The sequence below is a fragment of the Streptomyces humi genome, from assembly GCF_001005085.2.
Taxonomy (GTDB): domain Bacteria; phylum Actinomycetota; class Actinomycetes; order Streptomycetales; family Streptomycetaceae; genus Streptomyces; species Streptomyces humi.
In genome coordinates, this window is record NZ_LBMU02000088.1 from 176257 (window position 1) to 195562 (window position 19306).

A 19306-nucleotide genomic window follows, 5' to 3' on the forward strand; every position below is an offset into this window, starting at 1 on the left:
CTAGCCCTGCACGGTGAGCCGGGCCTGGTCGAAGCGTAGGGCGGCGAGGTCCTCGGGGCGAATGAGCCAGTAGAGAGTGCCCTCTTCACCCCACGCCGTCTTCGCTTCTGCGTCGCTGTCGAACTGGGCGAGCAGTGCCCAGCGCTCGGCTTCCCGGTCCAGGGGCTGGTCGCCCCACGCGTGCGTGCCGTCGAGCGCCGCGTTCGCGATGTCGTACTCCACCGGCCCCTGGACGGGCACGGCGTGGCCGCCGATCTGGTGACCGATCCGGGTGCGCAGGCGGCCGAAGGCACGGAGGAACGGCTTGAGCTCAGCCGGGGTCTCGCGAGGGTGAGGCCAGTGCCGGGTGTCGCCGAGCAGGGCTTGCCGGGCCTGGGGCAGCCACAGGTCGGGGGCGCTTTGCTCTGTTCCGGCGGTCAGCTCCACCCGTGAGAACGCTTCCAGCTCCGGGGGCGCCTCTGTCGGGAAGACGGGGGTGTTCTCCGGTACGTACAACACCTGAGCCCCAGCCCAGGTTTCGGGGTCGTCGGCCGAAACGAAGACGTCTTCGTCGAGCTGACCGTCGAAAAGGAAGAAGAGCAGGCTCCCGTCCTGCGGAAACTGCTCAACAAGTCCCTCGCGGGGGAGTGCGGCACACCGCACCGAAGCGACGAAGGACAGGGGCCCGTGCCCGGGCCACTCCGGCCAGCCGGCCCCTGCCGGAAGATTCGGGTTCCCGCCGAGGGCGGCCACGGTCTGCTCGCCGTCCACCGCCCGACGAAGGCGTACGCATGGCCGTAGAAGCGCTGTCCAGCGCTGGGCAAGATCGCCGGGAAGGTGCTCGGCAGCAAGCCGGGAGTATCGCTCGTCGGTCATGCGGGGCATCATCCCCGCCCCCGCTGACAACGCGGTGGCAGGACAGGGAGTGAGGTCGGTTGTGCACAACGGTTTTAGATCCTTGGCGTCACGGACCTGTCCGACGTGCCCGGCCTGCGGCGCGTCGACAACGTCGAAGGCATCACACCGGGCCCGTGCCTCCCGGACGGCCGCCGTACCGTGCTCCTGGTCTCCGACGACAACTTCTCCTCCGTCCAGACGACCCGGTTCCTCGCCTTCGCCGCCACGGGCATCTGACGCAGCACCTCACAAGGGCCTGTCGGAACGTGTCAGTGCGCCCCTCTACAGTGCGGCCATGTCCGACCGTCCGACTGCTGATGGTGAGCAGGTCGGTCCAGGTGAATCATCCAGATGTGATCAGATGTCGCCAGGAGAAAGGGCATGGCAATGGATGAGGACGAGTGCCTTCACCGCTACGGTCTGCACCCTGTCGGCGTGGGCCTCGATGAGGTTCGCGAGCTGCTCGGAGTGCGTATCCGGCTGGAGCGGAAGGCTCAAGGCCACGGCGACACCGAACTGATGAAATTGTGCTGCGTTCAGCTGTTCAACGCCGGCCGTCTCGACGACGTATTGCTCATCTGGAAGGCCAAGTCCGCCAGCATGGAAGCAGACTGCTCGATCGACATCCAGTTGTTGTGCGGAAGCGGACTGGCCAGAACCAAGGCGCACCTGTTGTCGCAGCGTCAACCAGAAGCCGAAGCGGCGCTTCAGCGATTGCTCGACTGCGAGAAGACCGGCGACTTCGAGGACTTCTCCGTCGAGGGACACTCCTCCCGGTACGCCGCCTACTACACGTCATGAAGTTGACGGACACGCGGTCGGGCTCCCGTCGGCGAGGCCCCCGCCGTCGCGCGTCTCGTGGGCCTTGCGTGGCGGCGAGCCGGGCAGACCACTCCCGTTCAGCGATGACGAGGGCGTCCTCCGGTGCGGTGAACCCCGCCGGCGGCGCGGTCGGCGTGCGAAGCGACGGCGCTCGTCCTTGAGTTTCTTGACCAGCAGTGGCGGATAGAACGCGTTGTCCCACGTTTTCACATGGAGCCCGCCGACGAAGATGTCGACGCACAGCAGGTACGGTTCACGTTCAACGTGGAACTCCAAACCGAATCCGATCCGCGACCCGAACAACATGGCGACCCCCCAGCACTGGCGCTACGCCCCAACGCGGGTGGCCGACGCCTTGGATACGTGGTTACTGTACGCAGATGTCGTACCGACTCGACGCTGTCGTAGGTGAATTTGACCGCTTGCGAAGCTGGGCCGAAGGAGTGCCGGGGGCGGTGGTCGCCCCGCTCAGGCAACGCAAGGGCTTGCTGCCCCTTTCCACCGCGCTCATCGGTGACCTGCCGAGAATGCTGTGCGACCTCTCACTGAGTGGACCGGTGGTTCATGTGCACGCGGACTTCTGGGGCGGCGAGGGGGATCAGACCGCCGCCTTGTGGCGGGCCGGCGTACTGCAATGGGGGCCGGTGCATACTTCGGAATTCAGCGGCCCGCGGGAGGACTGGCCGATCAACGCGGCGCTCGCCCGGCTCGGTGTGACGCCGGCCGGCCCCGACGCGCCGGACTACCGCGACCTGTTCATGGAAGTGGGCCTCGGCCAGGGGCGGGACGAGGAGGACTGGCGCCGGGCCGCTTTGCAGGCCCGCGACGCGGCCGACTACGACGAGTGGCACGCGAGCGAGCAGGCCAAGCGTGAGGCCGAGGAGCGCGCCGCAGCCGAGCGTGCCGTCTCTGAGCGGCTCCCCGGCATCCCGGTGCCCCTCAATGGCAAGGAGATCATCGCCCTGCTCGGCCTGCCTCAAAGCCGGACGATAGGGGCGGCCATCCGCCACCTCCAGCAACTCCACATCGACTGCGGCCCCCAGTCCCGTCAGGAGGCCGAAGCCGCACTGCGCGCCTGGGCAGCGGAGCCAGGGTTGCCCCCCGCCACCGTACGACGGGTGGACACGACGTCGCCGCGCCCTCGCCGCCCGGCTTCTGCCGACCGCCACCGCGGCCAGTAGTCACCGACGGCCTCCTTGAACCAGAGCGCTCAGGTCGGAGTGCGGTAGCTGCTGAGGGTTTAGGCGTTGTTGCCGGTGCAGGCGAGGGAGCGGTCGGCTTTGCGTTCGTCGGCGGGGGAGCCGACGGCACCCGGCGAGCCGGGGCATGGTGCGTTCGGCGGTCCAGCGGTGGCTGCTGAGTCGTTGTGAGGTTTCGACACCAACGAAGTGATCAGGAGGCCCTGTTCGAGTACGCCGAATACGCAGGGTCCCGGCAGCGAGTACGGCCGGCGCGTTGTGGGCCCTGACTTGGGGCTTTTCCTTACGGCTCTGCGCTGAGAAGGGTCAGGAGGGCCACAGCGAGGTCAGTTGGTCCTTGAAGAACACGCTGGCCTCGAACGTGTCGGGGCTAGTGCTGGTGATCTTGTCAGAGAAACCGAAGGCAAGCCGCGGACCACTGGAGGTCCGCCAGACGGCTATGCCCTGGGGTTCACGCCCGGGCAAGGAGGCGCCGGCCGTCGTATGGAATTTCCAGCGGTACGGACTCGAGGGATCGTTCATGTCGATGCAGATGATGTACGAAGGCGGGGTGGAGTCGCCGCTCGAGGGCGGTCCGCCGAAGAGCAGGTAGGCGTATTGCCCATATGCGGTGATGCCCTGGAACAGATCGCTGTCGTTCAGCCCGAGTTCGGCGTTGGTGGGAATCGCCCGCTCCAGCAGGCGCTTGGAAATGACACCCGAGGACAGCACCTCGGACAGGTCGAACAGCGCCAGACGCCAGGGTGTCGTCGTTCCCATGTACCGAATGAGAAGCCGGTTGTTGTAGGGATCGATCGCCGGACGAGGGCAGTCGAGGAAGGTCGCGACGTCCATCGGGAACACCCCGAGGTACTGTCCGCCGCGATTGAAGTAGTCGAGGTCGCCGCCGTCCTTGTACTTGAAGCGGGCGATCTTGTGACTGTTCGGCGGCTCGGGTGGCGTGGCATGGGGATTCGAGCTCTCCCAGTCGCCTGCCACCCAGATGTAGGGAGATCCGTTGGTGTCGGGCTCGACCCCGATGGACGAGCCGTGGTCGAACGAGTGAATTGCCATGGCTCCGAGCACATTGCCCGAGAGATCGGTTCTCGTCACCCACAGATCGCCGGTGTCACTGCCCACTTTGGTCTGCACGAAGTAGATGTGCCCGTAGACGTGATCGTAGGCGAACGACTGCATCGCCCAGTAAGGCTGGTGAAGCGTCTGCCGCAGGACGGGATTATCGCCGGTCCCGTCGAGTTTGAAATGCAGGGTGGGATCCACATCGGCGTTGGCCGTTCCCGCCGCCGACAGGGAGAGTCCGCCGGTCGCGGCGGCGACGGTCAACGCTGCGCTGCCGCGAAGGAATGCGCGCCGGTTCGTGTGGTGCTTGCCGCTCTCGTGGGTTATGCCGCTCAAATCATCACCCTCCAGATGCCTGACAGATTTTGATCAAACTAGCAGTCAGGTCGCTGTGAGAGGAGTGAAGAGACTGAGTCTTTTCCGACCTCGCGCTGAGGCTGCGAGGTCGAGCGTCCGGACGAAAATGCCTTGCGGCCAAAGGGGTTGATCGCCCTACGGTTGCTCCCCGTGACCATGGAGATGCCCTACCAGCCACTCCCGATCGACCAGTCCGACGTGCGCTACCTCCACGGACCCGATTCCACTCTCCAACCGGGCGTGCCCGCTGGCGAGACAATCGAGTTCGAGTGGAGGGACAGCGAGGTCTACCCGGGAACCCTCCGGAAGTTCTGGGTACATGTGCCTGCACGGTACGACCCAGCGGAACCGGCATCCTTGATGGTGTTCCAGGACGGATGGTGGTACCTGGACCCCGCAGGGGAGGTACGCGGCGCGATCGTCCTGGACAACCTCGTTCACCGCGGCGACATCCCTGCCACCATCGGTGTGTTCGTCGATCCGGGCGTCTTACCCAGCGCGGAGAACCCCAAGAACCGTAACAACGAGTACGACGCCTTCGACGACCAGTACGTCACCTTCCTCCTCACCGAGATCATCCCGCAGGTCGCAGAGCGCGTTGTCATCGCCCAGTCGCCCGAACAGTGGGGCATCTGCGGAGGGAGCAGCGGCGGCAACTGCGCCCTTACCGCCGCATGGCTGCGTCCGGACAAGTTCCGCCGCGTCATCGGATACCTGTCCAGCTTCGCGCAGATGCCGGACGGCAATCCCTACCCCCACCTCATCTCCTGCGCCCCTCCCAAGCCGCTGCGCATCTTCATGCAAGGTGGCCACCGCGACCTGCACTGGAATGAGCCTCAGTGGAACTGGCTCGCCGAAAACCTGCGCGTGGCAGCCGCTCTCGCAGAAGCGGGCTACGACTTCCGTCTTGTTCTGGGAGACGGCGGACACAGCCCCAACCACGGCGGGGTCCTGCTGCCGGATGCTCTGCGCTGGCTGTGGCGGCCCAACGAGGAGTGACCGGTACGCGCGTCATCCAACCAGGCACCGGCCGCAGTGAGGTGAGATGCAGCCCCGGGTCGCACAAAGGCGTGCAGTTCCTGGTCAGGCGAGTTCACAATCAAGATCACTCGCCTGACCAGGAGCGTCGTCGTGCTTGCCTACCCATCCGCCATCGACCTGTCCAGCCGCACCCTGCACGACCTCTCCGCCCTTCTCGCAGGTCACCGCCGCCGCATCGGCTCCCGCTGGCGCCGCCTGACCTGTGGCAGCCAGACCCTTCTCGCCCTCGCCCACCTGCGCTGCGGAGACACCTACGCCCGCCTGGCCGCCGGTGTCCGCGTCGGGATCGCGACGGTCTACCGATACATACGCGAGGCGGCCGACCTCCTGGCCGCGCTCGCGCCCACGCCCGAACAGGCCATGGTGACCGTACGGAAGAAGGCGTAGGTGATCCTGGACGGCACCGTGCTGCCCATCGACCGCGTTGCCGCCGACCGCCCGTACTACTCGGGGAAGAGGAAAAGCCACGGGATGAACGTGCAGGTCATCGCAGATCCAGCCGGACCCCTGATCCGGGTCGCCCTGTCCGTGGCCTCGGTGGTGGACCTCGCGGCCCGGCGCACCCGTCAGGCATCCCGGCTGAATGCCTCAGGCGTCGCGCGGCAGGGCCTCGAACGCCCTCCCCAGGTGGCCGCTGTCCGGTCGCAGCCGCCAGGTGTTCCGGCGGTGCAGGGCCGCGAGTTCGGCCTGTAGCGGGGACGGTGGCACCGCGAGGACGGTGCAGGTGGCGTGGGCGAGGCAGCAGCGGCCGACCGACGGCCGCAGCACGCGGTGCAGTCGGCTTCGCCGCCCGGCGCCGACCACGAGGAGGTCGTCCTCCCTGTCAGCGATCCGCACCAGTGACCGTCCCGGTGCGCCCCGGACGACGAGCGCCTGCCCCGGTACGGCGGGAGCCGTGCTGCCGAACACGTCACCCAGCGCCTTGAGCAGCCTCTCCCGGGCCAGCCGTTCCCACTCCCCGACCATGACGGCCGCGGCCGGCGACCTGCGGGCGGCGAGCTCTCCGCCGGGCGGCTCCCAGGCCAGCACCGGCCAGAGCTCGGCGCCCCGGCGCCGGGCCTCGTCGGCTGCCCGGCCCAGGGCGGCGAGGCTGCCCATCGAGCCGCTCACCCCCACGACGACGCGAACGGCTGAGGTGCTGGGGGACTCGGACATCGCTTTCACCTTCTGCAACACGCCCACCGGAGACCGCGGACCGGCCGGTCCTTCTCGGAACCGCTTCCATCCCACCCCCGCCCGGCGCCCCACGAACAGCCCGGCCGCCCGTTCCTGACGTAGCCCTGACGGCCTCCTCCATGCCGTCCCACCAGGCACGTCAGCATCCCGTCAAGGTCCTCCGGAGCGGCGTCAGCATCCCGTCAGGGCGCGTCCTGAGGCCGGGGAAGCCGGGCATAGCGTCACAGGCGAGCCCCGGTCCGCCTCCCCGCGGCCGGGGCACCACGCATCGATCACACACCGATCGCCTTTCGGGAGCCCCCATGTCAGAACTCCTCTACGAGGACGACCCCGAGCCCTCTGATCGCCACCCGGCCGGACCCCTGTACGTCCCGGTCCGGCCGGGCCCCTCCGGGTGCGCGGCCCGGCTCTTCCGCACCCCGCTCGGCGACCGTACGGCCGTCGGCTTCACCTCCGAGCGCGGGCTGACCGCCACCCTCGGCCCCGGCCAGGCGTGGATCCGCCTCGCCGAACCCGCCCTGCGAGCGCTGACCGCCCCGCTCGGCATCATCACGGTCACGGTGGACCCGCAGTTCACCGCCCCGGCTCCCCGGCCGGTCAAGCCGGCCAGCTACGACGTCCCCGCTCTGCGGGCAGCCTGAGAGGGGCAGCCACGATGACCACGGTCCACGAACCCACCACCCCAGTCACGCCCCCCGACCTGTCGGTATGGCCCGCCTCCACCACCGAGCCCGGACCCGGTGACCTCGCCGTCGGCGGTGTCCCGCTCGCCGAGGTCGCCGACCGCTTCGGCACCCCTGTCTACGTCCTGGACGAAGCCGAGGTCCGAGACCGCTGCCGCACCTACCGGGACGCCTTCCCCGACGCCGAAGTCCTCTACGCGGCCAAGGCGTTCCTCTGCCGCGCCATGGCCCACTGGACGGACGACGAGGGGCTCGGTCTCGACGTCTGCTCCGCCGGCGAACTCGAACTCGCCGTCACCACCGGATTCCCGGCGGAGCGGATCGTCCTGCACGGCAATGCCAAGTCCCCCCGCGACCTGGAGACCGCCCTGCGCCTCGGCGTGGGCCGCATCGTCATCGACAGCCCCTCCGAGATCGCCCGGCTGGCCGCCGCCGTCGGACCCGACGGCCACCAGAAGGTCATGGTGCGGGTCGTCCCCGGCATCAGCGCGGGCGGCCACGACAAGATCCGCACCGGCACGGACGACCAGCAGTTCGGCCTGTCCATCGCTGACGGATACGCGCAGCACGCCATCGCCCGCATCCTCGACCAGCCGCAGCTCGAACTCACCGGCCTGCACTGCCACCTGGGCTCCCAGATCACCAGCGTCAAGTCCTACCTGGCCGCCGTACGCCGCATGGTCGGCCTGATGAGCCGTCTCCACGAGCAGCACGGCCTGGCCCTGCCCGAACTCGACCTCGGCGGTGGCCACGGCATCGCCTACCGCCCCGGTGAGGAGGCCCTCGACCTGACGGCGCTCGCCCGCAAGGTCCGCACGGAACTGGCCGATGCCTGCACGGCGGCCGGACTCCCCGTCCCCCGCCTGATCATCGAGCCGGGCCGGGCGATCGTGGGCCCCGCGGGCATCGCCCTGTACCGAGTCCTGTCCGTGAAGCGCACCGGGCACCACGTGTTCGTGGCGGTGGACGGCGGCATGGGCGACAACCCGCGCCCGGCCCTGTACGGCGTGCGGTACGCCCCGCGACTGATCGGCCGCCACAGCACCGCTACCCCGGCCCCGGTGACCGTGGTGGGCCGCCACTGCGAGGCGGGTGACATCCTGGCCGCCGACGTCGAACTCCCCGCCGACACACGCCCCGGCGACCTGCTCGCCGTGCCGGTCGCCGGTGCCTACCACCTCTCCATGGCCTCCGGCTACAACCTGGTCGGCCGCCCGCCGGTGGCCGCCGTACGCGACGGGATCGCCCGCATCCTGGTCCGCCGCGAATCCCTGGAGGACATCCGCGGCCGGGACGTGGGCCTCTGACGCCGGCCTGAGCCGGGACGCGGTCGGGCGCCGCGATGTTTCTTCGCCCATGCCTGGGGCCGGGCGACGGGCCGGGCGGCGAGCGTGCGGGCAGCCGTGATCGGCGAGCCCACGGCTGCCTGTGGATGAGCGTCAGGACGCAGCCGGTGCTGTAGGCAGTGGCGGACGTGACCACGGGTGTGGACGACTCCGCATCCCGGCGGGGTGCCTCCTTGCGCCGGCCGGCTTGATCTCCGTTCTCTCCGGTGGTCCCCGTTCCGGCTGCGGCATGTCTGGCGGCCTCCGCTGTTCGGCCTGTGGGCGCGCTGTGCCCTGGCGTCTGTGCGGACGACCACGTCGATCGGCCGGCGAGAGGACGGGACCGCAGTAGCGGCGTGCGCGTGCGGACGATTGTGCGAAGGCCGGTATCGTCCGCCGTGACACACCTGACCTGGGGCACAGCAGCCCGTGCGGAGGAGGACCACCATGGCCGACAGTCGGCAGGAGAACGCGCCGACGCCGCCACCCGGGGCCCATCGCCAGCTCGCGCACGACTCGGTGCGTCTGGCGGTGGTGATCGGTGCTCTCGGCGTGGTCTTCGGTGACATCGGGACCAGCCCGATCTACACGCTGCAAACCGTGTTCAACCCGAGCGACCCGCACCCCGTGCCCGTCAGCACGCAGAACGTGTACGGGGTGGTGTCGCTGGTGTTCTGGTCGGTGATGGTCATCGTCACCGTCACCTACGTGCTGCTGGCGATGCGCGCCGACAACGACGGCGAGGGCGGCATCATGGCCCTCATCACCCTGGTGCGCAGGTGGAGTTCGCAACGGGGCCGACGCACCGCCGCCGTACTGGCGGCGCTCGGTATCTTCGGCGCGTCCCTGTTCTTCGGCGACAGCATGATCACCCCGGCGATCTCGGTGCTGTCCGCGGTCGAAGGACTCAAGGTCGTCGAGCCGTCGCTGGACGACGCGGTCGTGCCGATCACCGCTGTGATCATCGTGGTGCTGTTCCTGGTGCAGCGCCGGGGCACGGCGGCGGTGGGCCGGGTGTTCGGACCGGTGATGATCGCCTGGTTCACGGCCATCGGCGCGTGCGGGGCGGTGGGCATCGCCGACCACCCGGACATCCTCAAGGCGCTGTCGCCGACCTACGCGCTGGGCTTCCTCTTCGGGCACTTCGGCACCGCCTTCTTCGCCCTGGCCGCGGTCGTGCTCGCGGTCACCGGCGCCGAGGCCCTCTACGCCGACATGGGGCACTTCGGCCGCCGGTCCATCACCCGCGGCTGGCTGTTCCTCGTCTTCCCGGCCTGCGTCCTGAGCTACCTCGGCCAGGGCGCGCTGATCCTCGACGACCCGGCCAACATCAGCAGCCCGTTCTTCCTGCTGGTGCCCGACTGGGGGCGCTGGCCGATGATCCTGCTGGCCACGGCGGCCACCGTGATCGCCTCCCAGGCGGTGATCACCGGCGCGTACTCGGTCGCCTCCCAGGCCGCCCAGCTCGGCTACCTTCCCAGGCTGCGGATCGCGCACACCTCCGAGTCCACCGTGGGCCAGATCTACGTCCCCTGGATCAACTGGCTGCTGATGGTCTCGGTCCTCACCCTGGTCTTCGCCTTCCGCAGTTCCGCCGCACTCGCGTTCGCCTTCGGCATGGCGGTCACCGGCACCATCACGATCACCACGCTGCTGTTCTTCTATGTCGCCCGCGCGAAGTGGGGCACCCCGAAGTGGCTGATCGGCATCGGCGCGAGCGTGCTGCTCTTCGTGGACCTGCTGTTCGTGGCGGCCAACATGACCAAGCTCGTCCACGGCGCCTGGCTGCCGCTGCTGATCGGCCTCACCGCGTTCACCGTCATGACGACCTGGCAGCGCGGCCGCGAGCTCGTCACCGCGGAGCGGGCCCGCGAGGAGGGCCCGCTGCCGGAGTTCATCAACGGCCTGCGCAGCGGTGAGCTGCCGGCGCGGCGCGTGCCCGGCACGGCCGTCTTCCTGAACCGTGGCAAGGAGACCGCTCCGCTGGCCATGCGGGCCAACGTGGAGCACAACCACGTACGGCACGAGCAGGTCGTGATCCTCTCCATCGAGACCGAGCCGGTGCCCCGCGTGCCGGCCGACCGGCGGCTCGCCGTCGACGGCCTCGGCTACGCCGACGACGGGATAGTCCACGTCACCGCCACCTACGGCTACATGGAGACCCCGGACGTACCGGCGGCGCTGGCGATGCTCGACCCGGCCGAAACCGAAGGGCCTCTGAGGCTCGATCAGGCGTCCTACTTCCTGTCGAAGATCGAGCTGCGGCGGGGACAGGCGCCCACGATGGCGCCCTGGCGCAAGCGGCTGTTCATCGCCACCTCCTACATCACGGCCGACGCGGCCGAGTACTTCGGCCTCCCCCGGGAACGCACGGTCATCATGGGTTCCCACATCGAGGTGTAGACGACGCGAGGGCCTGGGGCGTCGAGCCGGGGCGGGCCGCCGTTGCGCCACGGGGCGGGCCACGGAGACGCCGCACCGTCGCGGGCGCTGCATGCGGCACTCATGACGCTCCAAGGCCCTCGCGGCCGGCCCGAAGAGCCGCGAGAGGTCATCTGACGCGCTGTTTCTTCGGCTCCCGCTCCGTAGGTCGCGTTTCCGATGACAGCAGGCCGAGCACCGACTTCCGTGCCCCGGGCGCCGGGATTCGACTCGTGTGAATCGTCCCGCTGACCGGCTCGTCAGGCCTTCGAACGCCTCCTGCCGGCGGGCAGGGTCTACGCTGTGACCTGCGGTCATCACATGATCTTCAGTTCTCACACGCCGATGATCAACGGTGGCCGCACCCGTTTTCACAGCGCGTCAGGGTTGTGTGGCGCCTGCCTGCCCCGTCCTGTGTCTGGAGGACTTGTGCAACGTGGCGAAGTCTGGTGGGTCCAGTTCGACGAGAGGAGGTTGGTCGTACTGCTGACGGGAGACGACACGTCCGGGATCCGGGTGATGCAGGTCGTCGCTCCGGCGGGCGTCGACATCAGCGGTCTGGGCATCGAAGTGATGGTCGGTGCCGATGAAGGACTGCCGTTCGAAGGTGTGTTGCGGCTCGCGTTCCCGCGTCCAGGCTTCACCCCTTGCACGTGGCTGACCACTGTGTCCCGGGACGACCTGATAGAGCGGGCAGCCGTTCTGTCCCCCGTGAAGCTCAGCGAGGTTGACGATGCCCTCCGACTCGCTGAACAAGCGCAGGAGCGGACTCCGGCAACGACCGCGGAGCTCAGCGAGATAAGGGACGCCCTCCGTCTTGGCGAACTCGGGTAGACGGAGAAGGAGTGGCATCAGTGCGGGGAAGAGGATCTGGACCTGGTGTCTTGTGCGCCGCACCATTCGGTCAGTGCCTGGCGGGCCGCGTCGATGCGACGTTCAGGTGACTCGTCCGCAATGGCCCATGCGATGTAGGCATCTGGCCTGACCAGAACGCTTTTCTGGGTGGTGCCCTTCGGGGACACGATCTCCACCTCGCCGGACCACTCTTCGATCAGTGAGGGAAGGTGCTCGACGTCGGGCGGTGTGACGAGCACGAACCGTCGGGCGCGGAGGGCTTCGTAGAGTCTGCGGCCGTCGCTGAGGGGTACGTCAGGTGCCCGCCTGCCGACGAGGGGGTGTGCGCCGGCCGGGGCGGCGTAGGAAATGTCGATCCCCGAGATCGCCTTGGCCAGTCGCCTGGCCACCGCCGGGGCTCGCAGCACCGTACGCGCCGAGAGATCACGGAGGCCGCACAGTGCGCGTGGTGTGGTGAGGACTCCGCGCAGCAGTGCACCGCTCATCCACAGGACCCGGTGTCCTACCGGGTGCCGTTCGGTCTGGTAGCTGTCGAGCAGGGTGTCCGGTGCGCGACCGCGCTGAACGGCCGCGAGTTTCCAGCTCAGGTTCGCGGAGTCCTGGATGCTGGTGTTGAGGCCCATGCCGCCGGCGGGGGAGTGGACGTGGGCGGCGTCGCCGACGAGGAACACGCGGCCCACCCGGTAGCGGGGACACTGGCGTTCGTCGCTGTGGAATCGGGAGAGCCAGCGGGGGTCGTGCATGCCGAAGTCGCTGCCGAGCGCCTGGCGGGCGACGTCCTTGATTTCTTCCAGATCGACTGATGCGTCATCGGGCATGGGGTGGTGGCGATTCCATGCCATGATCCTGAACCAGCCGTCGCCGAACGGGACGACAATGGCGAAGGCGTCTCCGATCGCTCCCACGGTGGGCGGCTTCTTCGGCGGATCGGCCAGGCGGACGTCTGCGAGCATCATGGAGCGAACGGCGGAGCGGCCGGGAAACGGAAGACCCAGGGACCGGCGTACGCAGCTGTTTCGTCCGTCTGCGCCGACTACGAATTCCGCACGCATGGTGTGTTCAGTGCCGTCTGGTGTTCGTACGGTGACATCGACCCCGGTGGGGTCTTGCTGGAGGCCGGTCATTTCGTGGGCCCGCAGGATGTTCACGCCGTGTGTCAGCGCGCGGGACAGGAGCAGTCGCTCGGTGTTGTATTGGGGCGTCACAAGGACGTGGGGGTAACGGGTCGGCAGATGGGAGAGATCGATCCGCAGGAATTGCAGGATCGGGTTGCGCAGGCCGGTCAGCAGCAGGTCGTCGGCGACGCCGCGGGCGTCCAGTTGTTCCATCGTCCGAGCGTGAACGGCGAACGCGCGTGTCAGCGGTGATTCCCCCTCTCGCCGTTCCACAACGGTGCAGCGCACTCCGGCTTCGGCCAGGTCGCCCGCGAGCAGCAATCCCGCTGGACCAGCACCGACGACCAGCACGTCAATGTCGGATCCCATACTCTGTCCTCCGCGTGCCACAGAAAGAGCAGTAGGACGGGTGATTGTCCGGCTGCCACCCGCCGACGGCGATCCAGTTCAGGGTTGGTGGGTTACCGTTCCCGGAAGCTCCATCGGTCGGCGTATCCCGTGGTGTCTTCCGGCCCCTGGAATACTCACGGCATCGTGAGAACCACCGTACGAGACCGGCCACTTCCTCGCCTGTCATGCAAGGCCGTTCCACTCCCACCAGAGCGGTGGTTCCCAACGCGCTGAGTCGGCTCCTCTGCGGTTATATGGACCTAATGCGGTGCCGTTTCCGTGCCATCCCCGGAACATTTGACATGCCGCGAGCGGACTTCGAGAGGAATGCCATCATGCCCTTCGCCACTGCCCAGGACGGCACTCAGATCTTCTACAAGGACTGGGGCTCCGGCCAGCCCGTCGTCTTCTCCCACGGCTGGCCGCTCACGGCGGACGCCTGGGACCCCCAGATGAAGCTCATGGTGGACAACGGCTTCCGGGCCATCGCTCACGACCGGCGCGGTGGCGGCCGCTCCGGTCAGCCCTGGGAGGGCAACAACCTCGACACGTACGCCGACGACCTGGCCGCGGTCATCGAGGCCGAAGACCTGCACGACGTCATTCTGGTCGGGCACTCCACGGGCGGTGGCGAGGTCACCCGCTACATCGGCCGGCACGGTACGGCACGGGTCGCCAAGCTGGTCCTGCTCGGCGCGATCCCGCCGCTGATGCTGAAGACGGACGCCAACCCCGAGGGTCTGCCGATCGAGGTGTTCGACGAGATCCGGCAGGGCGTGCTCACGGACCGCTCGCAGTACTACAAAGACCTCAGCGCCCCGTTCTACGGTGCCAACCGTGAGGGCTCGACCGTGTCCCAGGGGACGCGTGACGAATTCTGGCTGTGGAGCATGACCGTCGGCATCAAGGGCGCCTACGACTGCGTCAAGGCGTTCTCCGAGACGGACACGACCGAAGACCTGAAGAAGGTCGATGTGCCGACCCTGATCGTGCATGGCGACGACGACCAGATCGTGCCCATCGTCTCCGCGGGCGACAAGTCATCCAAGATCGTCAAGGGTGCACAGTACAAGGTCTACGAGGGCGCACCGCATGGCCTCGCGATGGTGCCCAAGTACGCCGAGATCTTCAACAAGGACCTGCTCGAGTTCGCGCGCAGTTAGCGGCGGCCCGGCCCGCGCCTCTGCGAACGGGACAGCCGGCAGCACCGCCGCCCGCCGAGGGCACCGCCCCGAAGCGCCGCTGTGAATCGGCCGCCCGGGAGAGCCGCCCATTACCGCGCGCCTTGGACGCATGTGCCGGGGCTTCGTCGGCCGGCTGTCGCAGACCCGCGCTGCGCGGCCGTGGCGGACGGTGGCGCGCATCATCTGCGGACGGTGCCGACCTGCGGGGATGGGTCAGTGTCGGGACAACTGCTTGAGGGCGGCGTGGCTTATCTGAAGCAGAGCCGGGCCGCCCATGCCGGTCTTGGCGAGAAACTCGATGCCCTGCATGACGGCGAGGAGCAGTCGCCCGAGTTCTTGGGCGTCCGCGTCCGGTTCGACCGTCCCGTCGTCCTGGGCTTCCTTCACGCAGGCGATCAGAAGATCCTCGACCGCTTGATAGGTGGTCCGGGCCCGGGAGACGACATCGGGATCGTTGCTGTGCAGCTCGGATGTGCTGTTGACCAGAAGGCAGCCGCGCCGCTGCGGGTCCTCCGTGAATCCCGCGGCCACCCCCTCCACGAGCAGGGTCAGGCGTTCGAAGGCGGTACCGGGCCCGGTCAGGACCGCTCGTACGCCGTTCAGCTGTTCGTCGCGGTAGCCGTCCAGGACGTGCAGGAACAGCTGCCGCTTGTCGCCGAAGGCTCCGTACAGGCTTCCCTTGCCCAGTCCGGTGGCGTCCGTCAGGTCCTGCAACGACGTCGCCGCGTAGCCCTGATTCCAGAACTGCTCGCGGACAGACTCCAGTACCTGCTTCTCGTCGAAATTCCGCGGCCGTCCCATGCTGAACAGCATACGCCATTCTTGACCTATCGGTCCAGATCGTCTCCCCTCGGGCCTTCCCGGTGTCCGCGGGCGGGTCGACACCGGCCGGCTCGCGGGCGCTCGGAGGTGTGGAGCCAGTCACGTTTTTGTCCGTGCGGTCCATAACGTTGTTCTTTACCGTATGGTCCATAACTAGGTCCGGCCGTCCGGTTCGGGCCGTAACAGCGCAGTGACACGTGGTGCACGACTTCTGGCGTTCGCACCGGACAGGGGTAAAAGATCATGGGACAGCTTGACGGGAAGACGGCAGTCGTCACCGGAGGCAACAGCGGAATCGGGCTGGCCACCGCCAAGCGATTCGCGCGCGAAGGCGCACACGTGTTCATCACCGGCCGCCGGCAGGAGGCCCTCGACGCCGCGCTGGCCGAGATCGGTGGCGAAGCCACCGCCGTCCGGGGCGACGTCGCGGACCTCGCGGACATCGACCGCCTCTACGCGGCCGTCGCCGAACGAGGCCGGCCCATCGACGTATTGTTCGCCAACGCGGGCGGCGGTGAGTTCGCCACTCTCGAGCAGGTCACCGAGGAGCACTTCGACGCCACCTTCGACATCAACGTGCGTGGCATGCTCTTCACCGTTCAGAAGGCCCTTCCGCTGCTCAACGACGGTGCCTCGGTGATCCTGACCGGATCGACCGCCGCCACCTCGGGCGGCGCCGCCTTCGGCGTGTACGCCGCGTCCAAGGCCGCGGTCCGCTCCTTCTCCCGCACCTGGGCCAACGAGCTCAAGGGCCGCGCGATCCGAGTGAACACCCTGGTTCCCGGCCCGATCGTCACGCCGGGCATCACCGGCCTGGCCGCCGACGCCGACCAGGCCGCAAAGATGAAGGACAGCTTCGCGAGCCAGGTTCCGCTGGGCCGGATGGGGCACCCGGACGAGGCCGCTGCGGCCGCACTGTTCCTCGCCAGCAGTGAGAGCAGCTTCGTCACCGGGTCCGAACTGTTCGTGGACGGCGGACTCAATCAGATCTGATCGCAGCTGAAGGACACACTGTGCCCGTCCCCGGCGAAGCCCATAGCCGCCGTCTCCGCGTCGCGGTCACAGACCCAGAGGGGCCACGCAGTTCCAGGGGGCGCCGAAGCCGTCGCGGTCTTGGGCGAAGGCCGCTCCGTTGACACTGGTGAGAGGACGGTCGTCGACCACCGGCTCCGCCCGCCGCCGGTCCGTTCCCGTCCGGTCTTTGGCGTCGCTCCCGCCCACGTGCCGGCAATGCTGTCCGGCTCGTGGAAGGGCTCGGTCCGCGACCGTCGAGACCGCCTGGACGAAGAGCGGCGGGTGCCCGGCCTCGACCCGGCACCCGCCACGCATCGCCCCCGTCCCGGCTCCCGGATGCCGCCGGTTCTCGACCTTGCCCAAGGGCACGAATCTCGGGGCGGAGGCGATGCCCGCGAGCCCGACAAGTGCCGTGCGGCGCTCGGCAGTTGTGCGTCAGGCGGATCTGTGGCGGGCGCCACCCTCGACATGGATCGTCTCGCCGGAGACGAACCCCGCACGCAGGAGCCACATGACCGTGTCGACGACGTCACCGGTCTCACCGTGCCGTCCGACGAACGTCCCGGCCGCGCTTTTGCTCAACAAGCCGGTCTTGTCGTCACCGAGGTGGTCCCAGGTGCCCGAGTCGACGACTCCGGGCGAGACGGCATTGACCCGCACCGGCGCCAGGTCCGCCGCCAGGTGGCGCACCGCGTACTCGACCGCACCGTTCGTGACCCCCTTGACCAGCGATCCAGGCCCAGGACGCCAGCCGACGACGCCGGAGAACAGCAGCATCGACCCCGTCGGCCGCAGTACGGGCGCGAAGTGCTTCGCGACCAGCATCGGGCCGATCACCTTCGCCGTGAACGCGGCCAGCAGCCTGTCGCGTTCCAGCTCGGTCGCGCGAACGTCGTGCGGAGCCGAACCCGTCGACACGATGTGGTCCACTCCGTCCCTCAGTCGTTCCGCCGCGGCCGCGAGCGTCGACTCGTCCTGTAGGTCGACCCGCACCGAGGTGCCGCCGATCTCGCGCGCCAGTACGTCGGCCGCGGTCACATCGCGAGCACCGACCACGACGTCGTACCCGTCCCGCGCCGCACGCCTCGCGACGGCCGCACCGAGCGCCCGGGCACCGCCGATCACCAGGATCCGCTCCACGCGTCTCACTCCCTCTCGTAGGATCGGGAACGACGGTATGGATTTGATACCGGTATCTTCAACGGAACTGGGAGCAGCGATGGGCAAGGCGTACGACGTGATGGCGGCGACCTGCCCGAGCCGCACGGTGCTGCACCGGATCGGCGCCCGCTGGACCGTTTTCGTCGTCAACGCCCTCGACGACGGGCCCCGCCGCTTCACCGAACTGAAGGGGCGGATCCAGGGCATCACCCCGAAGGTCCTGACCGAAACCCTCCGCTCCCTGGAGGCCGACGGTCTGATCAGCCGCCACGAGTACGACGAGAACCCGCCCCGCGTCGAGTACGCCCTGACACCGCTGGGCCGCTCCCTGCTCGTCCCGCTGCGCGCCGTACGACTCTGGGCCGAAGAACATGTCCCGGACATCGAGGCGGCCCGAGCGCGCCGGCCGGACCTCTGACCCGCGAACCGACCGCCTGTGCGCCCCGGAGTGGCAGTACCATCCCCACCGCGTCGAGGAGGCGGGTGCCGGTCGTCACACGGCGGGTGCCGGCTGCCTCCGGTCGAGGCTCGGTGGCGTTGGTCGGTCAGGCGCGGTCGTGGAGCGTGACGTGGTAGCCGTCGGGGTCGGCGAAGGTGAAGGTCCGTCCGAAGGGGCCGTCGATCGGTGCGGAGACGATGGTGTGGCCGTCGGCGACGAGCGCGTTGTGGATGGCCTGGACGTCGGTGGCGTGGAGCCAGATCGCGGCACCGATACCGGGCTGGGCGACGGATGCGAGGTCGGTGCCGGGAATGACGTCGCGAAGTGCGAACGCGATCGGTTTCGTCTCGAAGACGACGGCGTGCGGGGGTCCGGCCGGCGAGCGGACGAGGCCCAGGTACTGCTCGTAGAACGCCTGTGAGGCGTCGAGATCGCGCACTTGGAGCGAGATGAAGTCGGGGCCGGTGGCGGGCATGATGGCGCTCCTTCTTTCGTGTCAGTTTTCTGACATGCGGGAACCTATGTCAGAATGCTGACATGAGTCAAGAAGGTGTCGGCGTCGACCTGGAGACGTCACTGGGCTACCTGCTCAAGGAAGCGTCGAGTGCCCTCCGTGTGGCCATGGAGGAAGTGCTGCGGCCGCTCGGGATGAGCGTGACGCACTACTCCTGCCTCGAACTGCTGGCGCAACGACCGGGCTTGTCGAACTCCGAGCTCGCGCGGGGCGCGTTCGTGACACGGCAGACGATGAACGTGCTGCTCCAGGCTCTGGAACGAGACGGCTACGTGACCAGGCCTGCGGAGGCGGCCGTCGGGAAGGTGCTGCCGGCGCGGCTCACGCCTCGCGGCCGGCGAAGCCTTGAGAAGGCGAGCGCGGCCGTCCGGTCCGTCGAGGCCAGAATGCTGACCGGCCTGACCGAGACCGAGCAGTCAGGCGCGTTCCGGATCCTTCAGAGCATGATCCATTCCCTGCGTGGTGACGACGAAGGCGCATGACCCGTTCCGCGGCGCACGTGTCGTCTCGCGCGGACCTGAGTGCGGCCGAGCCTGAAATCCGTGTCGGTGACCTCGAAGACGACCGATCTCCCAGTGAAGCCACCGCAAGCCGGAAAAATGGGGCCGACTCGAACCGTTCAAGTCACCGGTGCGGTCTTCGTCGGACATGGTGAGCGCGGCGCGGGTGCCGCGGACCGGGAGGGTGACGGTCTTGCCGGGCGTGTGTCGGGTACGGGCGAGGCGCACGGCCGGATCCCCGTTGCGAAGATCCCTGATAGGTCGTTACCTTCGTAAGCGGTCCGGTTGGTGCGGTGACCGCCGGTCGGAAGCGGCTTGCGGTCTTGCCCGGGTCTCAGCGTTGTCATGGGTGC

General features: G+C 68.4%; 19 protein-coding genes and 2 pseudogenes. 13 read left to right on the forward strand and 8 right to left on the reverse strand.

Features of this window, described 5'->3' with window-relative positions:
* Positions 1-855, reverse strand: a complete 855-nt coding sequence (locus tag AAW13_RS34960) for a YwqG family protein (protein ID WP_052768633.1) — start codon at positions 853-855, stop codon at positions 1-3.
* 96 nt (positions 856-951) lie between these two features.
* On the opposite strand from AAW13_RS34960, the gene AAW13_RS34965 reads away from it, so the two are divergent.
* From AAW13_RS34965 to AAW13_RS34980, 3 genes are all read left to right on the forward strand, one after another.
* Entirely contained in the window at positions 952-1113 is a 162-nt protein-coding gene (locus AAW13_RS34965; RefSeq protein ID WP_276207623.1) for an esterase-like activity of phytase family protein, read from the forward strand.
* 144 nt (positions 1114-1257) lie between these two features.
* Positions 1258-1677, forward strand: a complete 420-nt coding sequence (locus AAW13_RS34970; protein ID WP_240528818.1) for a hypothetical protein — start codon at positions 1258-1260, stop codon at positions 1675-1677.
* A gap of 401 nt (positions 1678-2078) precedes the next feature.
* Positions 2079-2879, forward strand: coding sequence for a hypothetical protein (locus AAW13_RS34980; protein WP_240528819.1), 801 nt, complete (start codon positions 2079-2081; stop codon positions 2877-2879).
* Positions 2880-3203: 324 nt separating this feature from the next.
* Here AAW13_RS34980 and AAW13_RS34990 read toward each other — a convergent pair whose 3' ends face one another.
* Positions 3204-4292 carry a twin-arginine translocation signal domain-containing protein gene (locus tag AAW13_RS34990; RefSeq protein WP_240528820.1) on the reverse strand — a complete coding sequence of 363 codons (1089 nt, stop codon included), beginning with the start codon at positions 4290-4292 and terminating at the stop codon, positions 3204-3206.
* A 177-nt stretch (positions 4293-4469) separates the two neighbouring features.
* Here AAW13_RS34990 and AAW13_RS34995 point away from each other — a divergent pair, with 177 nt between their 5' ends.
* Together AAW13_RS34995 and AAW13_RS35000 are read left to right on the forward strand one after the other, a co-directional pair.
* A complete protein-coding gene (locus tag AAW13_RS34995) occupies positions 4470-5312 on the forward strand; it encodes an alpha/beta hydrolase (protein WP_240528825.1) in 843 nt (280 codons plus the stop codon).
* Between the two features lie 132 nt (positions 5313-5444).
* Positions 5445-5915, forward strand: a pseudogene (locus AAW13_RS35000) (transposase family protein); the annotation flags it as partial.
* Positions 5916-5942: 27 nt separating this feature from the next.
* Here AAW13_RS35000 and AAW13_RS35010 read toward each other — a convergent pair.
* The gene (locus AAW13_RS35010) at positions 5943-6509 is read right to left on the reverse strand and encodes a universal stress protein (protein ID WP_046731393.1); all 567 of its coding nucleotides are present in this window, start codon (positions 6507-6509) and stop codon (positions 5943-5945) included.
* A gap of 323 nt (positions 6510-6832) precedes the next feature.
* Between AAW13_RS35010 and AAW13_RS35015 the strand changes: the two genes are divergently transcribed.
* The 3 genes from AAW13_RS35015 (at position 6833) to AAW13_RS35025 (ending at position 10941) form a co-directional block, all read left to right on the forward strand.
* A complete protein-coding gene (locus tag AAW13_RS35015; RefSeq protein WP_046731394.1) occupies positions 6833-7171 on the forward strand; it encodes an SAV_915 family protein in 339 nt (112 codons plus the stop codon).
* A 14-nt stretch (positions 7172-7185) separates the two neighbouring features.
* On the forward strand, positions 7186-8520 hold the full coding sequence (gene lysA, locus AAW13_RS35020) for a diaminopimelate decarboxylase (protein WP_046731395.1): 1335 nt from the start codon (positions 7186-7188) through the stop codon (positions 8518-8520).
* Positions 8521-8985: 465 nt separating this feature from the next.
* A complete protein-coding gene (locus tag AAW13_RS35025) occupies positions 8986-10941 on the forward strand; it encodes a potassium transporter Kup (protein WP_046731396.1) in 1956 nt (651 codons plus the stop codon).
* A 187-nt stretch (positions 10942-11128) separates the two neighbouring features.
* Here the strand turns inward: AAW13_RS35025 and AAW13_RS47880 are convergent.
* Positions 11129-11277, reverse strand: a pseudogene (locus tag AAW13_RS47880) (IS701 family transposase); the annotation flags it as partial.
* Positions 11278-11388: 111 nt separating this feature from the next.
* Between AAW13_RS47880 and AAW13_RS35030 the strand changes: the two are divergent.
* Positions 11389-11793: an mRNA interferase PemK gene (locus AAW13_RS35030; protein WP_046731397.1), complete on the forward strand. Its 405-nt coding sequence runs from the start codon at positions 11389-11391 to the stop codon at positions 11791-11793.
* Between the two features lie 17 nt (positions 11794-11810).
* Here the strand turns inward: AAW13_RS35030 and AAW13_RS35035 are convergent, their stop codons facing one another.
* The gene (locus AAW13_RS35035) at positions 11811-13298 is read right to left on the reverse strand and encodes an FAD-dependent monooxygenase (RefSeq protein ID WP_046731398.1); all 1488 of its coding nucleotides are present in this window, start codon (positions 13296-13298) and stop codon (positions 11811-11813) included.
* 356 nt (positions 13299-13654) lie between these two features.
* Here AAW13_RS35035 and AAW13_RS35040 point away from each other — a divergent pair, with 356 nt between their 5' ends.
* On the forward strand, positions 13655-14482 hold the full coding sequence (locus AAW13_RS35040; protein WP_046731399.1) for an alpha/beta fold hydrolase: 828 nt from the start codon (positions 13655-13657) through the stop codon (positions 14480-14482).
* A gap of 234 nt (positions 14483-14716) precedes the next feature.
* Here AAW13_RS35040 and AAW13_RS35045 read toward each other — a convergent pair whose 3' ends face one another.
* On the reverse strand, positions 14717-15304 hold the full coding sequence (locus tag AAW13_RS35045) for a TetR/AcrR family transcriptional regulator (RefSeq protein WP_046731479.1): 588 nt from the start codon (positions 15302-15304) through the stop codon (positions 14717-14719).
* Between the two features lie 264 nt (positions 15305-15568).
* Between AAW13_RS35045 and AAW13_RS35050 the strand changes: the two genes are divergently transcribed.
* The gene (locus AAW13_RS35050) at positions 15569-16318 is read left to right on the forward strand and encodes a glucose 1-dehydrogenase (protein WP_046731400.1); all 750 of its coding nucleotides are present in this window, start codon (positions 15569-15571) and stop codon (positions 16316-16318) included.
* 456 nt (positions 16319-16774) lie between these two features.
* Here the strand turns inward: AAW13_RS35050 and AAW13_RS35055 are convergent, their stop codons facing one another.
* Positions 16775-17479 (reverse strand): SDR family oxidoreductase, encoded by a 705-nt coding sequence (locus AAW13_RS35055; RefSeq protein ID WP_079179083.1) that lies wholly within the window; start codon positions 17477-17479, stop codon positions 16775-16777.
* 79 nt (positions 17480-17558) lie between these two features.
* Here AAW13_RS35055 and AAW13_RS35060 point away from each other — a divergent pair, with 79 nt between their 5' ends.
* Entirely contained in the window at positions 17559-17918 is a 360-nt protein-coding gene (locus tag AAW13_RS35060; RefSeq protein WP_046731402.1) for a winged helix-turn-helix transcriptional regulator, read from the forward strand.
* Between the two features lie 127 nt (positions 17919-18045).
* On the opposite strand, the gene AAW13_RS35065 is transcribed toward AAW13_RS35060, so the two are convergent.
* Positions 18046-18414, reverse strand: coding sequence for a VOC family protein (locus AAW13_RS35065; protein ID WP_046731403.1), 369 nt, complete (start codon positions 18412-18414; stop codon positions 18046-18048).
* Positions 18415-18476: 62 nt separating this feature from the next.
* Here AAW13_RS35065 and AAW13_RS35070 point away from each other — a divergent pair, with 62 nt between their 5' ends.
* The gene (locus tag AAW13_RS35070; RefSeq protein WP_046731404.1) at positions 18477-18935 is read left to right on the forward strand and encodes a MarR family winged helix-turn-helix transcriptional regulator; all 459 of its coding nucleotides are present in this window, start codon (positions 18477-18479) and stop codon (positions 18933-18935) included.
* Positions 18936-19306: the final 371 nt, after the last annotated feature.